The following is a 16,625-nucleotide window of genomic DNA, read 5'->3' as shown; positions in this document are numbered from 1 at the left end:
CCGCCGCCCCAGTCAGAGCGCGCGAAGCAGCACCAAACAGCGCGGTGGGAGCGGTACGGTCGCACCGGCCTCCACCTCGGTGACGAAGCTGTTGCTGGTGTCCAGCACCACCTCGTACCCCGGCGCCCAGGACGCATCCGGGACGACGACGTTCCGCACCTCCGGCGTCGCGTTCAGCGCCAGGAGGAACGAGCTGTCGGTCAGCGCGTTCCCCTCGGCGTCCAGCGCCCGCAGCGCGTCCCCGGCCAGGAACATGCCGATCGTGCGCAGACTGCCGTCGTGCCAGTCGGCATCCGTCATCTCACCGCCGTGCGGCGCGATCCAGGACAGGTCCTTCCGGCCGCCCGGTACGACCGGCTGCCCGGAGAAGTAGTGCCACTGCCGCAGTGTCGGATGCGCTGCCCGCAGTGCAATCAGCTTCTTGGTCAGGGCGAGCTGGTCGGCCCACTGCTCGGGCAGAGCCCAGTCGAACCAGGAGATCTCGTTGTCCTGGCAGTAAGCGTTGTTGTTACCGCCCTGGGTGCGCCCGCACTCGTCGCCCATGGTCAGCATCGGGACGCCGGTCGATAGGATCAGTGTCGACATCAGATTGGCCATCTGGCGTTTCCGCAGCGCCACGACCTCGCCGTCGGCGGTTTCACCCTCGACTCCGCAGTTCCAGGACCTGTTGTCGTCCGTGCCGTCCCGGTTGTCCTCGTGGTTCGCCTCGTTGTGCTTGTGGTCGTAGCTGACCAGATCGCGCAGGGTGAAGCCGTCGTGCGCGGTGACGAAGTTGATCGACGCATACGGGTAGCGGCCGTCGTCGCCGTACAGGTCGCTGGAGCCGGACAGCCGGTAGGCGAGGTCCTTCACGCCGTCGGAGGTGTTCCGCCAGACGTCGCGAACGCTGTCGCGGAACTTGCCGTTCCACTCCGACCACGGCGTCCCGAAGTTGCCGACCTGGTAGCCGAAGTTGCCGATGTCCCACGGCTCTGAGATCAGCTTGACGGTGCTGAGCACCGGATCGGCCGCGACCTCGGACAGAAAGGGGTGATCGACCAGGTCGACCTCGTGACGCTCGTTCCGGACCAGCGTGACGGCCAGGTCGAACCGGAAACCGTCGACGCCCATCTCCTCGACCCAGTAGCGCAGCGAGTCCATCATCAGCTGCCGGACCTGCGGGTGCGAGGTGTTCACCGAGTTGCCGGTGCCGGTGACGTCGTACATGGTGCCGCCGTGGCCCAGCCGGTAGTAGGCGCGGTTGTCGATCCCGCGGAAGCTCAGCGTCGGGCCGTCGAAGCCGCCCTCGGCAGTGTGGTTGTAGACCACGTCCAGGATCACTTCGATGCCTGCGGCATGGAACGCGGCCACCATCGCTTTGAACTCGGCCACCTGCTCGCCACGGGAGCCGGCCGACGAGTACGCCGCGTGCGGCGCGAAGTACCCGAGGGTGTTGTAGCCCCAGTAGTTCGGCAGGCCGCGCGCAGCGATCGCCGGCTCGGTCAGAAACTGGTGAATCGGTAGCAACTCGACCGACGTGACACCCAGCTCGGTCAGGTAGTTGATGACCGAGGGGTGCGCCAGACCGGCGTACGTGCCGCGCTGGTGCTCCGGTACGTCGGGGTGCAGCTTCGTGAAGCCCTTGGTGTGCAGCTCGTAGATGACCGTCTCGCCCCAGTGCACCGGTTTGCAGATCGGTGGTGGCGGCTCGGACTGGGCCACTACGACGCTGACCGGGACGTGGCCGGCGGAGTCGCCGTCCGACGAGTCGTAGATCAGGGGGTTCGCGAAGTCGAGCTCTCCGTCGACCGCGCGCGCGTACGGGTCGAGCAGCAGCTTGGACGGGTTGAACCGCAGACCGTGCGCCGGGTCGAACGGCCCGTGCACGCGGTAGCCGTAGCGCTGCCCCGGGCCGACACCGGGCACGAAGCCGGTCCAGAACTCGCCGGTGTGGGCCAGGTCGAGGTTGCGCTGGCTGCCGTCGTCCGCGACCAGGGCCAGCTCGACTCGTTCGGCCGCGGGCGCCCACAGCGTGAACGTCGTCCCATCGGTGTGGACCACTGCTCCCAGCCGTGGCCCGGGCTCATCGGAGGGCCCGGCGGCGGGCGGGGCGGCGGTCGCTTCGGTCACCGGCACATTCTGCACAAGACCTCCGTGGCCGGTGGGATGGTGGGGTGCGTCGGCCCCAACTGACAGGGTTGTGTTCATGAGACGGTGGTTGCGATCGTCTGTGCGCAATGATACGCAAGGATCGTTCCTAAGTTACGACAAACTTTCCGGACTCAAGTGAGGGTCTCATGGCGGAACAGCTGGCCGATCTGACTGTTGGCCTGATCGGCGCGGGCAACATTGCCCACGTCCATGTCGCGGCGTGGAAGGCGCTCGGAGCGCGCATCCTGGTGCACTCGGTCGAGGGCGCCGAGGCGCTGGCCGAGGAGTACGGCCTGGAGGTGGCGCCGACACTGGACGAAGTGCTCGCCCAGGCCGAGTTCGTCGACATCGTCACGCCGTCGCCGACGCACAAGGAGCTGACGCTGGCCGCGATCGCCGCCGGCAAGAACGTGATCTGCGAGAAGCCGCTGACGCTCACCGCGGCCGACTCGCACGAGGTGATGGCCGCGGCCGCGGCGGCCGGGGTGAAGGTCTACCCGGCGCATGTCGTCCGCTACTTCCCGGAGTACAAGGCGGCGTACGACGCGGTGCACGAAGGCCGGATCGGCCCGATCGCCGTAGCGCGGTTCTTCCGGCAGGCATCGTCACCGGCCGGGTCGGACTGGTACCGCGACGTCGCACGCTCCGGCGGCGTCATCATGGACCTGATGGTGCACGACCTCGACCAGGCGCAGTGGCTGTGCGGCCCGGTCACCAGCGTGTACGCCGTGCAGAACCCGCCGACTGTCGACGGCGTCAGCCCGGTGAACGTCGCTGCACACGTGACACTGACGCACGAGTCCGGTGCGGTCTCGCTGTGCCGTGCGACCTGGGGTGTGCCGGGGACGCCGTTCCGGACCGGCTTCCATCTCGCCGGTGCATCCGGCGTGCTGAAGCACACGTCCAGTGCGGACACCGGCTTCATCGAGGAGCTGCAGGAGGGCGGCGGCGACGTCGACCTGCTGATCCCGGAGAACGCGCTGGGGGAGAGCCCTTATCTGACACAGCTTCGTGAGCTGGCAATCGGGCTGCGTGGCGGGCCGGAGCCCCGCGTGGTCGGTGCGGACGGCGCTGCGGCGGTCTACCTCGCTGAGGCGGCGCGGGCGTCCATGGAATCCGGTCAGACCATCGACATGAAGTCCTTCACCTCGTCAGGAGCGGTGGCATGACTCTGAAGGTTGCAATCGCTTCGTTCGCGCACACGCATGCTGCGTCGTACGCCTGGCTGCTGGGACAGATGCCGGACGTCGAGGTGCTGTCAGCCGACCCGGATGGCGCTGCGGCGCCGGACGCCGGTCCGCGCGGTGCTGAGTTCGCTGCGGAGCTCGGAGTGCCGTACGTCGACTCGTACGACGAACTGTTCGCGTGGGGACCAGATGCGGTCGTCGTCACGTCGGAAAACGCCGGCCACCGCGCACTGGTCGAACGAGCCGCCGCTGCCGGCGCACACGTCCTGTGTGAGAAGCCGCTGGCAACTGAGGTGGCGGACGGCGAGGCCATGCTCGCTGCCTGCGCAGCAGCCGGGTCGATCCTGATGATCGCCTACCCGGTGCGCTTCGCGCCGTCGTACCTTCGCCTGCGCGCGATGGTCGAGGCCGGTCGGCTAGGTGACGTGTTCGCCGTACTGGGCACCAACAACGGCAAGATCCCCTACGACTCGCGCCAGTGGTTCACCGACGCGACTCTGGCCGGAGGCGGCGCGTTGGTCGACCACACCGTGCACTGTGCCGATCTGATCGACGGCCTCACCGGCGGCGCCTCCGCAACCCGCGTCTACGCCGCTTCCAACCGCATCCTGCACCAGGACAAGGATGTCGCCGTAGAGACCGGTGGCCTGGTGACCGTCACCTACGACAACGGCCTCCTGGCCACCATCGACTGCTCCTGGTCCGTCCCCGACAACGGCCCCACCTGGGGTGGCGTCTCGCTCGAAGTCACCGGCACCAACGGCTCCGTCGAAATCGAGCCCTTCCTCCCGCACCTCACCGGAACGGACGCCAATGGCGAGGTGTTCCTGGGGATCGGCCCCAACCTCGACGAGTCCCTCCTCGACACCTTCCTGGACGCCGTCCGCACCGCCGGCCCGCCGGTAGCCGGCAAACCACCCGCGGTGGTCCCGCAGCCGGACGGCAACGTTGGCCTCCGCACCTTGAGGATCGTGGACGCGGCCCGCCGCTCCGCACTCTCGGGCCAGCCTGTGGACCTGTAGGCGTCTCTCCTCCCCGCTGCCCCAGGCAGCGGGGCTGGTACGGTTCCGGGGATGTGACCCGCCGGTAGGACCAGCGAAGGAGCACTAGGTATGGGTGAGTTCGTCAACCTGACCGTGAGTGACGGGGTCGGGACGATCCGGCTGGATCGGCCGAAGATGAACGCGCTGAACGTCCAGGTCCAGGAGGAGATCCGGGCCGCCGCTCTGGAGGCCGCCGCGAACGACGACGTCCGCGCGGTGGTCGTGTACGGCGGTGAGAAGGTCTTCGCCGCCGGCGCGGACATCAAGGAGATGGCCGACATGTCGTACGCCGACATGGTCAAGCGCTCCGGCCCGCTGCAGTCGTCGCTGGCCGCCGTCGCGGCAATCCCCAAGCCGACCGTCGCCGCCGTCACCGGCTACGCGCTCGGCGGCGGCTGCGAGCTCGCGCTCTGCGCCGACTACCGGATCGCCGCGGACGACGCCAAGCTCGGCCAGCCGGAGATCCTGCTCGGCATCATCCCCGGCGCGGGCGGTACGCAACGCCTGTCCCGCCTGGTCGGCCCGTCCAAGGCCAAGGATCTGATCTACACCGGCCGCTTCGTCGACGCCGCCGAGGCGCTGCAGATCGGCCTGGTCGACAGGGTCGTCCCGGCCGCCGAGGTGTACACCGCCGCGGTCGCCTGGGCCGCGCAGTTCGCGAACGGCGCCGCGCTGGCTCTGCGGGCGGCGAAGGAGGCGATCGACGCCGGCCTCGGCGTCGATCTCGCCACCGGCCTGGAGATCGAGCGCCAGCAGTTCGCGGCCCTGTTCGCCACCGAGGACCGCAGTACCGGAATGAAGTCTTTCGTCGAGAACGGCCCGGGTAAGGCCGCCTTTAAAGGACAGTGACATGACCACCTCAGCCGAGAAGCCCGCCGCCACCGCCGAGCAGGTCGAGGCCGCCTGGAACGACAACAAACTCGCCCAGGTCCTCTACCACGACTGGGAGGCCGCGACGTACGACGAGAAGTGGTCGATCTCGTACGACGAGCGCTGCGTGACCTACGCCCGGGACCGGTTCACCGATGTCGCGGGCGACCAGGGCTGGCCGTACGGCAAGTCGCTCGAGATCGGCGCCGGCACCGGCTTCTTCACGCTCAACCTCAAACTGGCCGGCGTCATGGACGAGGCGCATGTGACCGACCTGTCCCCGGGGATGGTCGAGGCCGCGAAGAAGAACGCCAAGACGCTCGGCTTCGCGATCGAGGGCCGCGTCGCCGACGCCGAGAAACTCCCGTACGACGACGACACCTTCGACCTCGTCATCGGGCACGCCGTCATCCACCACATTCCCGATGTGGAGCTCGCGTTCCGCGAGATGCTGCGCGTGCTCAAGCCCGGCGGCCGATTCGTCATCTGCGGTGAGCCCACGCGGTACGGCGACTTCATCGCCCGCCGCCTGTCCCGGCTGACCTGGTGGGCGACCACGAACGTCACGAAGCTGCCCGCGCTGTCCGGCTGGCGCCGTCCGCAGGCCGAGCTCGACGAGTCGTCCCGCGCGGCCGCGCTCGAAGCTGTCGTCGATCTGCACACCTTCGACCCGGACACGCTGGCCCGGATGGCGACGCGCGCCGGTGCGGTCGAGGTCAAGACGGTGACCGAGGAGTTGACCGCGGCCTGGCTGGGCTGGCCGATCCGGACGTTCGAGGCCGCCGTACCGGAGCAGAAACTCGGTTTCGGCTGGCGGATGTTCGCCTACAAGTCGTGGCTGCAGTTGTCGAAGGTGGACAAGGTTCTGGCGAACGTCGTGCCCGACGAGCTGTACTACAACGTCTCTATTACTGGGGTTGCCCCTGTCCGGGGCGGTGGGGTGGGGAAGGAATGACGCAGTAGGGTACGTAGATGCGGTTGCTGTCGGTGGCGAATCTGCGCTGGGTGGTGCGCCACCGGGCGTGGACGCCGTACTACCTGAAGCGGTACTGGCGGTTCGCCTGGTTCAAGTTCCGGCACCCGCAGGTCGTCACCGAGGGTTTCGTCTTCCTGGGCAAGCATCTGGAGATCGTGGCCCGGCGCGGCCACGGCCGGATCGTCCTCGGCAAATGGGTCCATCTCGGTGACGAGACCCGGCTGCGCGCCCATGAGGGCACGCTGCGGATCGGGGACAAGGTCGTGTTCGCCCGCGACGTCACGGTGAACTGCTACCTGGACGTCGAGATCGGCGCCTCCACCCTGATCGCGGACTGGACCTACATCTGCGATTTCGACCACAAGACCGACGATCTCGGGCTGCCGATCAAGGATCAGGGCCTGGTGAAATCGCCGGTCCGGATCGGCCCGGACTGCTGGCTGGCCACCAAAGTCACCGTCACCCGCGGAACCGATATCGGCCGCGGCGTGGTGATCGGCGCCAACAGCGTTGCCCGTGGCAACATTCCTGCGTACGCCGTCGCGGCCGGGGTGCCGGCCGTCGTCGTCGCCGACCGCACCACCCGGTACGCCGCCGACGCGCCTCGCCGGGCCTACCTGGCCGGGCTCGCGGAGGAGAACGCGGCCGCCGCCGCGCAGTTGCGCGCGACGGCCGGGTCCGGGCCGGCCGCACCTGTTCCAGTACTGCCCGCGACACCTCAGGTCACCGTGACACCGACTGCCGGCGATGACGAAGAAGGTGCCGAGGGGTTCTCAAGTTACTCACCAGTCGGGCACTATGTCCCGCACGACCGGATGGCCGTCGGAGAGGAGACGCAGCGTGGCTGAGCACGCCAGGTCCGACGGATCCGAGGCCGGGCGGCCGGTTGAAACGCCGTCCGGTGGGCATTCGACAAGTGAGGACATGCGCGCAGTGGACGGCACGACAGCGGCACCGGCCCCGATCGCGGGCGCCCGGCGCAGGCTGTCGCCGCGTCCGGTGCCGGTCAGCCGCCGGAGGAAAGTGGCTGCCCCGGTCCCGGGTGTGGAGGAGGAACCGACCCCGGCTGAGGAGATGGGCGACGTGGGCAAGGACGACAAGGTGACGGGGACCGAGGCGGCCCCGCCGGACGACGTGAACAGCGGTGCGACCGCGACCAAGACCGCCAAGCCGAAGACCGCGGCCGAGATCGTCGCGGAGCAGAAGGCGCGTGAGCAGGCGGCAGCGTCCGCCGGACCGGAGAGCAAGCCCGAGGAGACGACGGTGACCAAGCCGGTCAGCCGGGTTTCCGCGGCCTCGAGCGCGCCGCCGAAACCGGCGTCCGGTGCGGTCGCGAGCAAGGCCGCGGCGAGCAAGGCCGCGGCAGGCAAGCAGGCGTTGGGCGCGGCGGGGGCGGGGGTCCGCAAGCTGCGCAACCTGCTGGCCTCGCTGATCTGGCTGATCGCGGTGCTCGCAGCCGCGCTGCTGGCGCTGGGCGCGCTGTTCACCGCACTCGACCAGACCAACCAGAGCAACGAGATCGTCCGCTGGGTGCTCGAGCGCGGGCATGACCTGGTCGGCCCGTTCCGGGACCTGTTCCGGCTGGAGACCGCGAAGAACACCCTCCTGGTGAACTGGGGGATCGCGGCCCTGGTCTACCTGATCGCCGGCAAGATCATCGAGAAGTTCGTCCGTCCCTAACCGGGGACCTTCGCGACCAGGATCAGGTCGAGCGACTCGTCGAGGTCGCCCGGCCTGATCTCGAAGTCGTCGTACCGCGTCCTGGTCACCAGCTCACGCAACTCCGGGCCCCACTCGTCGTGCTCGGCCGCCAGTTGCGCGTCCACACACGACCCGGACGCCGCCTCCCACGCACGCAACCGCGGCCCGTGGTGCAACCCCAACGCGTGCGTCACCTCGAACTCGGCCGCGACCAGCTCGACGAACTCCGCCGCCGTCAGCTCCCGCGTGTGATACCAGTTCCCACTCGGGAACGTCAGCCGGTTCGGCGTACTCAGCACCGCCGTCCCACCCGGCGCCAGCACCCGCGCACACTCTTCGACGAACCGCGGCTGCTCCCACAAATGCTCGATCGTCTGCAACGACGTCAGCCCCCCGAAACTCCCCGCCGCAAACCCCATCTGCACCAGATTCCCCCGCACCACATTCACCTGTGGATAAGCCCGGCGCACATGCCCCAAAGTCGTATCTTCATAGTCGAGCCCAACCACCCGCCCGCCACCCGCGGCCCGCAACATCTCCGCCCCATACCCCTCACCGCACCCCGCCTCCAACAACCGCCCACCCACCCCCGGCAACACCTCCGCCACAACCCACCGATAAGCCGCCTCATGCCGCGCAAACCAGTAGTTCTCATGCCAAATCCCCGGCGCAGTCCGCTCCCCAGTCAACCCCAACGGCTCAATCACCCCGCCACCTAAACACACCCCACCCACACACCCCCAACCCCCGCCCCCACCCACCCGCCCACGCTCGCCCCGCCACCCTCCACACCTGCCCACTCCCGCCCCGCCACCCTCCACACCTGCCCACGCTCGCCCCGCCACCCTCCACACCTGCCCACTCCCGCCCGCCTGCCCACCCCACCCACACCTCCGCCGCTCAGGCGAGCCTCCCTTCGTCTTTCCTTTCCCGGCGCCGCCGACGCGCCCACCGCCGAAGTCCCCGCCGGCCTCCACCCACCCACGCCTGCCTCCGCACGCCCGGTCCCACCAGGTGGCGGCCCCACCCCACACCTCGCCTCCGCCGCTCAGGCGAGCCCCCCTTCGTCTTTCCCTTCCCGGCGCCGCCGACGCGCCCACCGCCGAAGTCCCCGCCGGCCTCCACCCACCCACGCCCCGGATCGTCCAACAGAAAACGGCGGTGTCCGGGCCCGCCCAGCCCGGACACCGCCGTTGGAAAGGAGGAACTAGTGCTTCTTGTGTTTGCCGTCGAGGTCCTCGGGGAGACCCTCCACCTCGACCTGCTCCTTGCGGACGGTCTCGGTGAGGTGCTCCTCGCCGCGCACGGTCTCGGTCTCGAGCCCGACGCGCTCGACGGCGACGGTCTCCTTCCCGACAACCGGTCGCTCCTCGTGCAACACGACCTCCCGCTCTTCCTCGCCGATCTGCGCCGCCCGCCCCTCGCCGTCCGCCACCGGCTCGCGCACAACACGAACCTCCTCATGGCTGACCGGCACAGTGACCTGCTGCTCCTCGGTGACGACGTACTTGCGCAGACTGACCCGGCCCGACTCGACCGTCTCGGTTCCCGCATGCAGCTGCTCCTCGGAGCGGATCATCGACCCGTCGCCGGCTGTCCTACCGGCGTCGGCCGCCCCGTCCCGCGGCACGCCGTCCTGACCCATCCCGTCCGAAGCCATCCCACCCCGAGCGGTCCGGTCACGGCCCGGCGCGCCCTGCGGCAGCTGGACGCCGTAGTACCGGTAGAGCTCCGACGCCTCCCCCTCGGAGAGGTGCCCGCCGGCGTCGATCCGCGGCGCGTCCTTGATCTTCGACTTCGTCGGCGCCAGATGGAGCCCGTCCTGCTCGACATGTGCGCCGTCCAGCGGGACGAACGTGTGCTTACTGCCGAACAACCCGGTGTTCACGGTCACCCACTCCGGGCGGCCGGTGCTGTCGGAGGCGTAGAGATTGCCGACCGACCCGACCTTGTCCCCGGCCGCGTCGTACGCCGTCCCGCCCACGACATTCTCGATTCCCTGCATGGTCATCGTTATCAACCCCGTGTGTGTTGTTTGCGCGTAGCAACTAACGACCCGGCCGGTGCCCGGCGTCGCGGGGAGCAAACACCCGATCACCGAAGGCGACCGCGAATCGTTCGGATACCGGTCGCCCGACCCGGCCCGGATGTGTCCGACGCCTCGGTCCAGGGGCGCAGACCGCGCCCTGGGCGACCCGATAGCCTGAGGTCCGCCCCCAGGTGTGATGGGACTCGCACGGGAGTTATGTTTCTCGCGAGTAACATCCGTGGCACGCTTGGAGAGACCGTTAACCAGAAGGGGTCCAACACGCTATGAAGATCGTCGTCTGCGCGAAGTTCGTGCCGGATGCCACGGCGGATCGCCGTTTCCGCTCCGAGGACAACACGGTGGATCGCGCCGGTGTGGACGGCCTGCTGTCCGAACTGGACGAGTACGCCGTCGAGACCGCGCTGACCGTGAAAGAGGCGGGCGACGCCGAGGTCACCATCCTCACCGTCGGCCCGGAGCAGGCCGCCGACGCGGTGAAGAAGGGTCTGCAGATGGGCGCCGACGCCGGTGTCCACGTCCTCGACGACGCGATCCACGGGTCGGACGCGGTCGCCACCTCGCTGGTGCTGTCGAAGGCGCTGGCCAAACTCGAGGCCGATCTGGTCGTCTTCGGGATGGGCTCGACCGACGGCTCGATGGGCGTCGTCCCGGCGATGGTGTCCGAGCGGCTCGGCCTGCCGGCCGTCACCCTCGGCTCGGAGGTCACCGTCGACGGCAACACCGTCCGGATCCGCCGCGACGGCGACACCGCGAGTGACACCGTCGAGGGCACGCTGCCGCTGGTGCTGAGCGTCTCCGACCAGGCCAACGAACCGCGCTACCCCTCGTTCAAGGGGATCATGGCCGCGAAGAAGAAGCCGGTCGAGACCTGGACGCTGGCCGACCTCGAGGTGTCCGCCGACCAGGTCGGCGGCGCGTCCTCGTGGACCGAGGTGGTCGAGGTGACCGCCCGCCCGGCGCGCACGGCCGGCACCATCGTGACCGACGAGGACGGCAGCGGCGCTGCTCAGCTCGTCGAGTTCCTGTCCACCAACAAGTTCCTCTGAGGGGCGAGTCAGTCATGTCCAACGTTCTGGTTCTCGTTGACCACACCGACGGCACCGTCCGTAAGACGACCGCGGAGCTCCTCACCATCGCTCGCCGGCTCGGCGAGCCGGTCGCGGTCTTCATCGGCGACGGCGCCCAGGCCGCGCTGCCGGCGCTCGGCCAGTACGGCGCGACCAAGGTGATCGCGCTGACCAACCCGGAGCTGTCGCAGTACCTGGTGGCCCCGAAGGCCGAGGCTCTGCAGCAGGTCGCGGCCAAGATCGAGCCGTCCGCGATCCTGATCTCGTCGAATGCCGAGGGCAAGGAGATCGCCGCCCGGCTGGCGGTCAAGCTCGAGTCCGGCCTGATCACCGACGCGGTCGACGTCCAGGAGGGCCCGGTCACGACGCAGTCGGTGTTCGCCGGCAACTACTCGGTCAAGTCGAAGATCACCAAGGGCACCGCGATCATCACCGTGAAGCCGAACGCCGCGACCCCCGAGGCCGCCGAGACCTCCCCGGAGGTCGAGGAGTTCGACGTCACGATCTCGGACGCCGCCAAGACCGCGAAGATCACCGACTCCAAGCCCCGCGCCGCCACCGGCCGCCCGGAGCTGACCGAGGCCGCCATCATCGTCTCCGGCGGCCGCGGCACCGGCGGCGACTTCGCCCCCGTCGAAGCCTTCGCCGACTCCCTCGGCGCCGCCGTCGGCGCCTCCCGCGCCGCCGTCGACTCCGGCTGGTACCCGCACGCGTACCAGGTAGGCCAGACCGGCAAAACCGTGTCCCCCCAGCTCTACGTCGCCGCCGGCATCTCCGGCGCCATCCAGCACCGAGCCGGCATGCAAACCTCGAAGACCATCGTCGCCATCAACAAAGACAACGAAGCCCCCATCTTCGAACTGGTCGACTTCGGCGTGGTAGGCGACCTCCACAAAGTCCTCCCCACCGCCACCCAAGAAGTAACCAACCGCAAGTCCTAACCCGCACCACCAGCGGCCGCCTCTCCAGGCCGCCACCACCGGGCCCGGCTCCTCCCAGAGCCGGGCCCAACCCATACCCACCCACACCCCACCCGCCGCGCCCGCAACCTGCGCCAGCCCCTACCCCCCCGTATCAGCCCGCACCCGTCCGCCACCTGCGCCTGCTACCTGCGCCAGCCCACCCCCGCTCGCCCCTGCGCCGGATCGCCCGCGCCCGCCCCTGCGGCCCCAACCCGCGCGGCTGCACCGCACCCCCCGGCCCAGCCACCTGCGTCAGCTACCCGTCCCAGTCCACGCCCGCCGGCGTCAGCTACCCGCGCCAGCCCACCCCCGCATCCCACCTGCCGGCCCAGCCCCGTGCCGGTCGCCTGCGCGCGCTCCGCCCACCGGCCCACGCCCGCCGCCGGTGCCAGCTGCCTGTGCCTTCGACCTGTGTGCCAGCCGCTCACGCCGGTGACCCGAGCAGCCCAGCCTCGCCCGCCCCCGCAGCCCACCTCCCGCCCAGCCGCCCGTGCCAGCCACCTGCGTCAGCCCGCCAGCCGCCCGCGCCCCAACCCACGGCCTGCCCCGCACCTCCCGGCCCCAGCCGCCGGCGCGAGCTGCCTGTGCCAGTCGAGTGCGTTGGCTACCTGCGGCAGCCCACCGGCCGCCGCATCCCACCTGCCTGCCCCAGCCGCCTCGCGCTTGGCTCGTCCGGGAGCTGGGGCCGGGTTACGCTCCGGCTTATGCGCATCTGGGTCAGTGGCGCGGCGGGCAAGTTGGGGGCTGAAGTTTGCCGCCAGCTCTTGGTCGCCGGCCATCAGGTCGTGCCGGTTGACGTCAGGCCGGGTGGGGTGGTTGAGGTTGATTTGGGGGATCGGGTGGGGGTTGGGCGTTCGCTGGCTGGTTGTGATGCGATCGTCCACTGTGCGGCGATTGCCAGCCCGGAGAACGTCGTACCGGCTGAGCTGGTGCACAACAACGTGATGTCGACGTTCAACGCGCTTGAGGAGGCGTGGGGGCAGGGGATTCGGACGGCGGTGCTGGCTTCGAGCGGCTCGATCTACGGGACGGCGTGGGCGCCTGAGGAGCTGACGGTCGCCGAAGTGCCCGTCGACGAGAGCACGCCGCTCGCGTACGTCGACCCGTACGCGCTGACGAAGGACATCCTGGAGCGGACCGGAGCGATGTACGCCCGGCGCGGCATGCAGGTGACGGCGCTACGCCTGCACTGGATTCTCACCGCGGCCGAAGTCCGTGAATACGTCGCCGACGCGCCGCCGGCAGCGAATCGCCGCAACCTATGGGGTTACGTCGACCTCGGCGAAGCTGCTCGCGCCTGCGTGCTCGCCCTGGCCCCGCGCCCCGAGGCGCAGCGCTTCGAAGCACTCGTGATCGCCGCGGAGGACACCGGCCGCCACGAGCCAACTGCCGACCTCCTGGCCCGTTGGTCACCCGATACGCGCGCGACAGAGGTACTCGACGGGCACGCCGCCCTGTTCAGCTCCCGCCGAGCCGGTGAGGTGCTCGGCTGGAAGCATCGCTCCACCTGGCGTCAGTAAGTCCTCCGCCGCCTGCTGTGTGAGGATCGGCGGATGGATGAGGAACGGTTCTGGTACGAGGACGGTCTGGACGCCGAAGAGCTCGAATTTCAGCGCAGATACGGCCCCTGGAAGCGGTCGACGCCGACGGATGCGTTGGCGATGCTGCGTGGGTACGGCGGCGAGTGGTGGCTTGCCGGCGGTTGGGCGCTCGAAGCGTTCACCGGGGTCCGTCGTCCGCACGGGGACGTCGATCTGTCGCTCTGGCGGCGGGACATCGAGATGCTCCGGCTGCACCTCAAGGATCGCTACCACCTCTGGTCGCAGGACAGCGGGCAGCTCAGGCCCCTCACGGATGAGGCGCCCGAGCAGCCCGCCACCTCCGAGCAGATCTGGCTGCGCAAGCATGCGCTCGCGCCGTGGGAGTTCGACGTCATCATCAACCCGGAGCGCAACGGTCGCTGGGTCTTCCGGCGGGACCGGGAGCTCGACTTCGCCCTGGCGGACATCACCTGGCTGGCACCGGACGGCGTCCGCTACCTGAACCCGGAGCTGGTACTGGCCTACAAGGCCAAAGCCGCCCGCGCCAAGGACGAACACGACCTACGGACGACGCTGCCGTTCCTCAGCGACCAACAGCGAACGTGGCTGGCCAAGATGGTCGAGCACCTGCACCCGGGCCACCCCTGGTTGGAGCGCCTCTAGCAACTCCCTGCGGGTCGGACGGCGGCCTGCAGCTCCACCACGACCTCATCAGGGTCCGAGGTGTCCAGACGGATGTCCCGGTAGATGCCGTACGACTCCAAGCCCTGCTCATCGAGTGCGACGTCCAGAGTCCGCCAGGTGTCGCCGATGCCCTCAGCCGGGCCGCGGTAAGTCACCGTGGCGCCTTCTGGCACGGCCGGTACGTCGGTCAGCGTCAAACCATCGGATGCCGTCGCAGTGGCCGCGACGGCGACTCCGACTGACACCTCGATCTTGTCCGGGCCTCCGAAGTACGTGTGGACTCGCTGGCCGGTCAGCTGCAGCGCATCCAGTTCGGTGCTCAGGGCATCGACTGCGCCGCCGATCTCGGACTCGTCGTTCACCTCGGTCTGCAGGTGCAGCAAACGGATGGCCGGCAGTGGTCCGAGGGTGAGAGTGCCGTTCGTCATGGTCAGTCCTCTTTCGATCGATCGGAGTCGCCGCTCGACCTCAGTCAGCCGGTCCGCGTCCGCAGTCATCCGCTGCTCGAGTTGGGCGTGCCGTAGCCGCAGCATGCCGCGTAGCTCCTCGACCGGCAGTTGCTCGTCGAGAAGGACGCCGCACTGCTCCAAGGTGAAGCCGAGCTCCTTCAGCGCGATCAGACTGTCCACCCGCCAGATCTGCGACACCGCGTACCAGCGGTGCCCGGTGTGCGGGTCGACGTGTTCGGGCACGACCAGCCCCAGTGCGTCGTAGTGCCGCAGCATCCGCACCGAGATACGGGTGTGGCGGGCGAGGTCTCCGATACTCAACATGGTGCCTCCAGCGAACCGCCTGACATCGTGTCAGCTGCAAGTCACCGGCTCCGCGCGACGACGCGCAGCTGCAGCATCGCAGCGAAGCGGGCGTCCGGATCGGTGAGGTCGAGGCCGCCGACTTCGGCGAGCCGCCGCAGCCGGTAGCGGAAGGTGTTCGGATGGACGTACGTCGCCGCAGCCGCCGCGCCGACGTCCCCAAAGGCGTCGAGCCAGGCCCGCAGCGTATCGACCAGAGGTGTGTTGTGAGCGCGGTCGTAGTCGATCAGCCGGGCAATCGGCCCGGTCGGCTGATCGCCGCGCGCCTCGATCAGATCGCGCAGCTCGAGCAGCAGCGTCTCGACCTGTACGTCGGCCAACCGCGCAACCCGCTGCGTACCCGACCGCAACACCCGCAGCACCCTGTCAGCGCCAGCACGAGCGTGCGGCAGCCGGCTGCTCTCCCGAACCGCCGGCCCGACTCCGATCGTCGCACCGGCCCGATCGCCGATGCGGTCCAGGAAGTCCGCAGCGATCTGGGCGGCTCGCTCCTCGCTGTCCAGTGGCAGCAGCCCATAGGCGACATCACCCAGCAACGCCGCTGCTGACCGCGGATGAACCGCACCGAGGTGCATTGCGAACGCATCCGCCAGCCGCTGCCGCTCTGTCGCCACACCAGCGGCGCTGTCGACAGATGCCGGTACGGCGAGCGCCAGCACGACGACTGGTTGATCGGCCAGCCCAAGCCGGTCGAGCGCCTCCCGCGCCTCGGCTCCACCCTCCAGCGCCGTGCTGACCAGGTCAGCTCGCAGACGGCGTTCGACGTCCGCATCGGCCCGAATGCGCAGCATGTGCAGCGCTACGAGCTTGGCGGCGTCCTGCAGCGCCTCGGAACGCTCGGCGCTCAGCGGCGCGCGGACGGCGACCCAGATCGAGCCGAGTACCTCGTCACCAGCCCGTACGGCGACCGCCACCCGCGGCATCGCGACCTCGGGCCCAGTAGCCGGCATGGGTGCGACGTACACCGGCTGGTCGGTTCGGTAGAGCTCCCGAAACACTCCGCGCTCGGAAAGCAGCCGGGAGTACCTCTCGGGGACCTGCCGGCCGAGAACGGTTTCGACCCGCGCAGTGTCGGCCTCGTCCTGCCGACCGGAGAACGCGAGCACCCGCGAGCTCCGGTCCTCAATGGTGACCGGAGCATCTAGTAGGGCCGCAGTGGCGTTCGCCAACGCGAACAGGTCCCCAGATGGCAGACCGCCGAGTGTCTCCTGGTCAGCAACGCCCACCTCGAGTACCGATCGCAGGAGGACGCCGAGCTGGTCCCACGTCGCTCCCCGGGTCAGACCGAGTACGGCGACCCCGGACGCCGTCGCAGCGTCGACAATCCGGGCGTCGGCCGCAATCGGGCTGCGCAGGACCAGACCGGCCACCTGCTGCCGTCCCAGCTCCCGCAGGGTGCGAGCAATGTCCTCGGGGTCGTGCAGACCGACTCCGAGGACGAGCGCGTGCTGCGGCAGGACCGGGTCGTCGAGCGGGTCGTGAATGACGACGCCGCCGATCTCGTCCGGACGGTCCGGGTCGCCGGCGACGAGCTCGAGCAGGGTCGCGCCGAGGTCGTCCAGGACCCGGCCCAAGCTGGCGCGCGGTCGATTGGTCACCCAG

At 69.4% G+C, this 16,625-nt stretch carries 15 protein-coding genes; 10 read left to right on the top strand and 5 right to left on the bottom strand.

Annotated elements, in window-relative coordinates:
* Window positions 1–12 precede the first annotated feature (12 nt).
* Window positions 13–2,109 (bottom strand): glycogen debranching protein GlgX, encoded by a 2,097-nt coding sequence (gene glgX / locus HPO96_RS26930; RefSeq protein WP_337796824.1) that lies wholly within the window; start codon window positions 2,107–2,109, stop codon window positions 13–15.
* A gap of 167 nt (window positions 2,110–2,276) precedes the next feature.
* On the opposite strand from glgX, the gene HPO96_RS26925 reads away from it, so the two are divergent.
* From HPO96_RS26925 to HPO96_RS26900, 6 genes are all read left to right on the top strand, one after another.
* Window positions 2,277–3,299 (top strand): Gfo/Idh/MocA family oxidoreductase, encoded by a 1,023-nt coding sequence (locus tag HPO96_RS26925; RefSeq protein ID WP_171677130.1) that lies wholly within the window; start codon window positions 2,277–2,279, stop codon window positions 3,297–3,299.
* Window positions 3,296–4,339, top strand: a complete 1,044-nt coding sequence (locus HPO96_RS26920; protein ID WP_171677129.1) for a Gfo/Idh/MocA family protein — start codon at window positions 3,296–3,298, stop codon at window positions 4,337–4,339. Before HPO96_RS26925 ends, HPO96_RS26920 begins: the two co-directional genes overlap by 4 nt.
* 90 nt (window positions 4,340–4,429) lie before the next feature.
* On the top strand, window positions 4,430–5,209 hold the full coding sequence (locus HPO96_RS26915; RefSeq protein ID WP_171677128.1) for an enoyl-CoA hydratase/isomerase family protein: 780 nt from the start codon (window positions 4,430–4,432) through the stop codon (window positions 5,207–5,209).
* A 1-nt stretch (window position 5,210) separates the two neighbouring features.
* Window positions 5,211–6,185, top strand: a complete 975-nt coding sequence (locus HPO96_RS26910) for a class I SAM-dependent methyltransferase (RefSeq protein WP_171677127.1) — start codon at window positions 5,211–5,213, stop codon at window positions 6,183–6,185.
* Between the two features lie 17 nt (window positions 6,186–6,202).
* Window positions 6,203–7,054, top strand: a complete 852-nt coding sequence (locus tag HPO96_RS26905; RefSeq protein ID WP_171677126.1) for an acyltransferase — start codon at window positions 6,203–6,205, stop codon at window positions 7,052–7,054.
* A 196-nt stretch (window positions 7,055–7,250) separates the two neighbouring features.
* Window positions 7,251–7,886 carry a hypothetical protein gene (locus HPO96_RS26900; protein ID WP_238355541.1) on the top strand — a complete coding sequence of 212 codons (636 nt, stop codon included), beginning with the start codon at window positions 7,251–7,253 and terminating at the stop codon, window positions 7,884–7,886.
* Here HPO96_RS26900 and HPO96_RS26895 read toward each other — a convergent pair.
* Together HPO96_RS26895 and HPO96_RS26890 are read right to left on the bottom strand one after the other, a co-directional pair.
* On the bottom strand, window positions 7,883–8,506 hold the full coding sequence (locus tag HPO96_RS26895; protein ID WP_337796842.1) for a class I SAM-dependent methyltransferase: 624 nt from the start codon (window positions 8,504–8,506) through the stop codon (window positions 7,883–7,885). The genes HPO96_RS26900 and HPO96_RS26895 overlap by 4 nt on opposite strands.
* Before the next feature lie 608 nt (window positions 8,507–9,114).
* A complete protein-coding gene (locus tag HPO96_RS26890; protein WP_171677123.1) occupies window positions 9,115–9,918 on the bottom strand; it encodes a DUF2382 domain-containing protein in 804 nt (267 codons plus the stop codon).
* Between the two features lie 302 nt (window positions 9,919–10,220).
* Between HPO96_RS26890 and HPO96_RS26885 the strand changes: the two genes are divergently transcribed.
* The 4 genes from HPO96_RS26885 to HPO96_RS26870 all read left to right on the top strand — a co-directional run bounded on the left by HPO96_RS26885 (window position 10,221) and on the right by HPO96_RS26870 (window position 14,190).
* Window positions 10,221–11,003, top strand: a complete 783-nt coding sequence (locus HPO96_RS26885) for an electron transfer flavoprotein subunit beta/FixA family protein (RefSeq protein ID WP_171677122.1) — start codon at window positions 10,221–10,223, stop codon at window positions 11,001–11,003.
* A gap of 14 nt (window positions 11,004–11,017) precedes the next feature.
* Window positions 11,018–11,965, top strand: a complete 948-nt coding sequence (locus HPO96_RS26880) for an electron transfer flavoprotein subunit alpha/FixB family protein (RefSeq protein ID WP_171677121.1) — start codon at window positions 11,018–11,020, stop codon at window positions 11,963–11,965.
* A 725-nt stretch (window positions 11,966–12,690) separates the two neighbouring features.
* A complete protein-coding gene (locus tag HPO96_RS26875) occupies window positions 12,691–13,506 on the top strand; it encodes an NAD-dependent epimerase/dehydratase family protein (protein WP_171677120.1) in 816 nt (271 codons plus the stop codon).
* 33 nt (window positions 13,507–13,539) lie between these two features.
* Window positions 13,540–14,190, top strand: coding sequence for a nucleotidyltransferase domain-containing protein (locus HPO96_RS26870; protein ID WP_171677119.1), 651 nt, complete (start codon window positions 13,540–13,542; stop codon window positions 14,188–14,190).
* Here the strand turns inward: HPO96_RS26870 and HPO96_RS26865 are convergent.
* Together HPO96_RS26865 and HPO96_RS26860 are read right to left on the bottom strand one after the other, a co-directional pair.
* The gene (locus HPO96_RS26865) at window positions 14,187–14,984 is read right to left on the bottom strand and encodes a MerR family transcriptional regulator (protein WP_171677118.1); all 798 of its coding nucleotides are present in this window, start codon (window positions 14,982–14,984) and stop codon (window positions 14,187–14,189) included. The two genes, HPO96_RS26870 and HPO96_RS26865, sit on opposite strands and share 4 nt — an antisense overlap.
* A gap of 41 nt (window positions 14,985–15,025) precedes the next feature.
* On the bottom strand, window positions 15,026–16,621 hold the full coding sequence (locus HPO96_RS26860) for a PucR family transcriptional regulator (RefSeq protein WP_337796823.1): 1,596 nt from the start codon (window positions 16,619–16,621) through the stop codon (window positions 15,026–15,028).
* Between the last annotated feature and the right edge of the window lie 4 nt (window positions 16,622–16,625).

The organism is Kribbella sandramycini, from assembly GCF_013131805.1.
In the GTDB taxonomy this organism is placed as follows: domain Bacteria; phylum Actinomycetota; class Actinomycetes; order Propionibacteriales; family Kribbellaceae; genus Kribbella; species Kribbella sandramycini.
Note: the sequence above shows the minus strand (reverse complement) of the source record. Positions and strands in the feature narration are given on the sequence as shown.

What these genes read in the sequence shown, in the direction of transcription:
- HPO96_RS26920 (WP_171677129.1), top strand. Translation starts at nt 3,296, where the DNA reads ATGACTCTGAAGGTTGCAATCGCTTCGTTCGCGCACACGCATGCTGCG.
- HPO96_RS26925 (WP_171677130.1), top strand. Translation starts at nt 2,277, where the DNA reads ATGGCGGAACAGCTGGCCGATCTGACTGTTGGCCTGATCGGCGCGGGC.
- HPO96_RS26915 (WP_171677128.1), top strand. Translation starts at nt 4,430, where the DNA reads ATGGGTGAGTTCGTCAACCTGACCGTGAGTGACGGGGTCGGGACGATC.
- HPO96_RS26890 (WP_171677123.1), bottom strand. Translation starts at nt 9,918, where the DNA reads ATGACCATGCAGGGAATCGAGAATGTCGTGGGCGGGACGGCGTACGAC.
- HPO96_RS26870 (WP_171677119.1), top strand. Translation starts at nt 13,540, where the DNA reads ATGGATGAGGAACGGTTCTGGTACGAGGACGGTCTGGACGCCGAAGAG.
- HPO96_RS26875 (WP_171677120.1), top strand. Translation starts at nt 12,691, where the DNA reads ATGCGCATCTGGGTCAGTGGCGCGGCGGGCAAGTTGGGGGCTGAAGTT.
- HPO96_RS26865 (WP_171677118.1), bottom strand. Translation starts at nt 14,984, where the DNA reads ATGTTGAGTATCGGAGACCTCGCCCGCCACACCCGTATCTCGGTGCGG.
- HPO96_RS26880 (WP_171677121.1), top strand. Translation starts at nt 11,018, where the DNA reads ATGTCCAACGTTCTGGTTCTCGTTGACCACACCGACGGCACCGTCCGT.
- HPO96_RS26910 (WP_171677127.1), top strand. Translation starts at nt 5,211, where the DNA reads ATGACCACCTCAGCCGAGAAGCCCGCCGCCACCGCCGAGCAGGTCGAG.
- HPO96_RS26905 (WP_171677126.1), top strand. Translation starts at nt 6,203, where the DNA reads ATGCGGTTGCTGTCGGTGGCGAATCTGCGCTGGGTGGTGCGCCACCGG.
- HPO96_RS26885 (WP_171677122.1), top strand. Translation starts at nt 10,221, where the DNA reads ATGAAGATCGTCGTCTGCGCGAAGTTCGTGCCGGATGCCACGGCGGAT.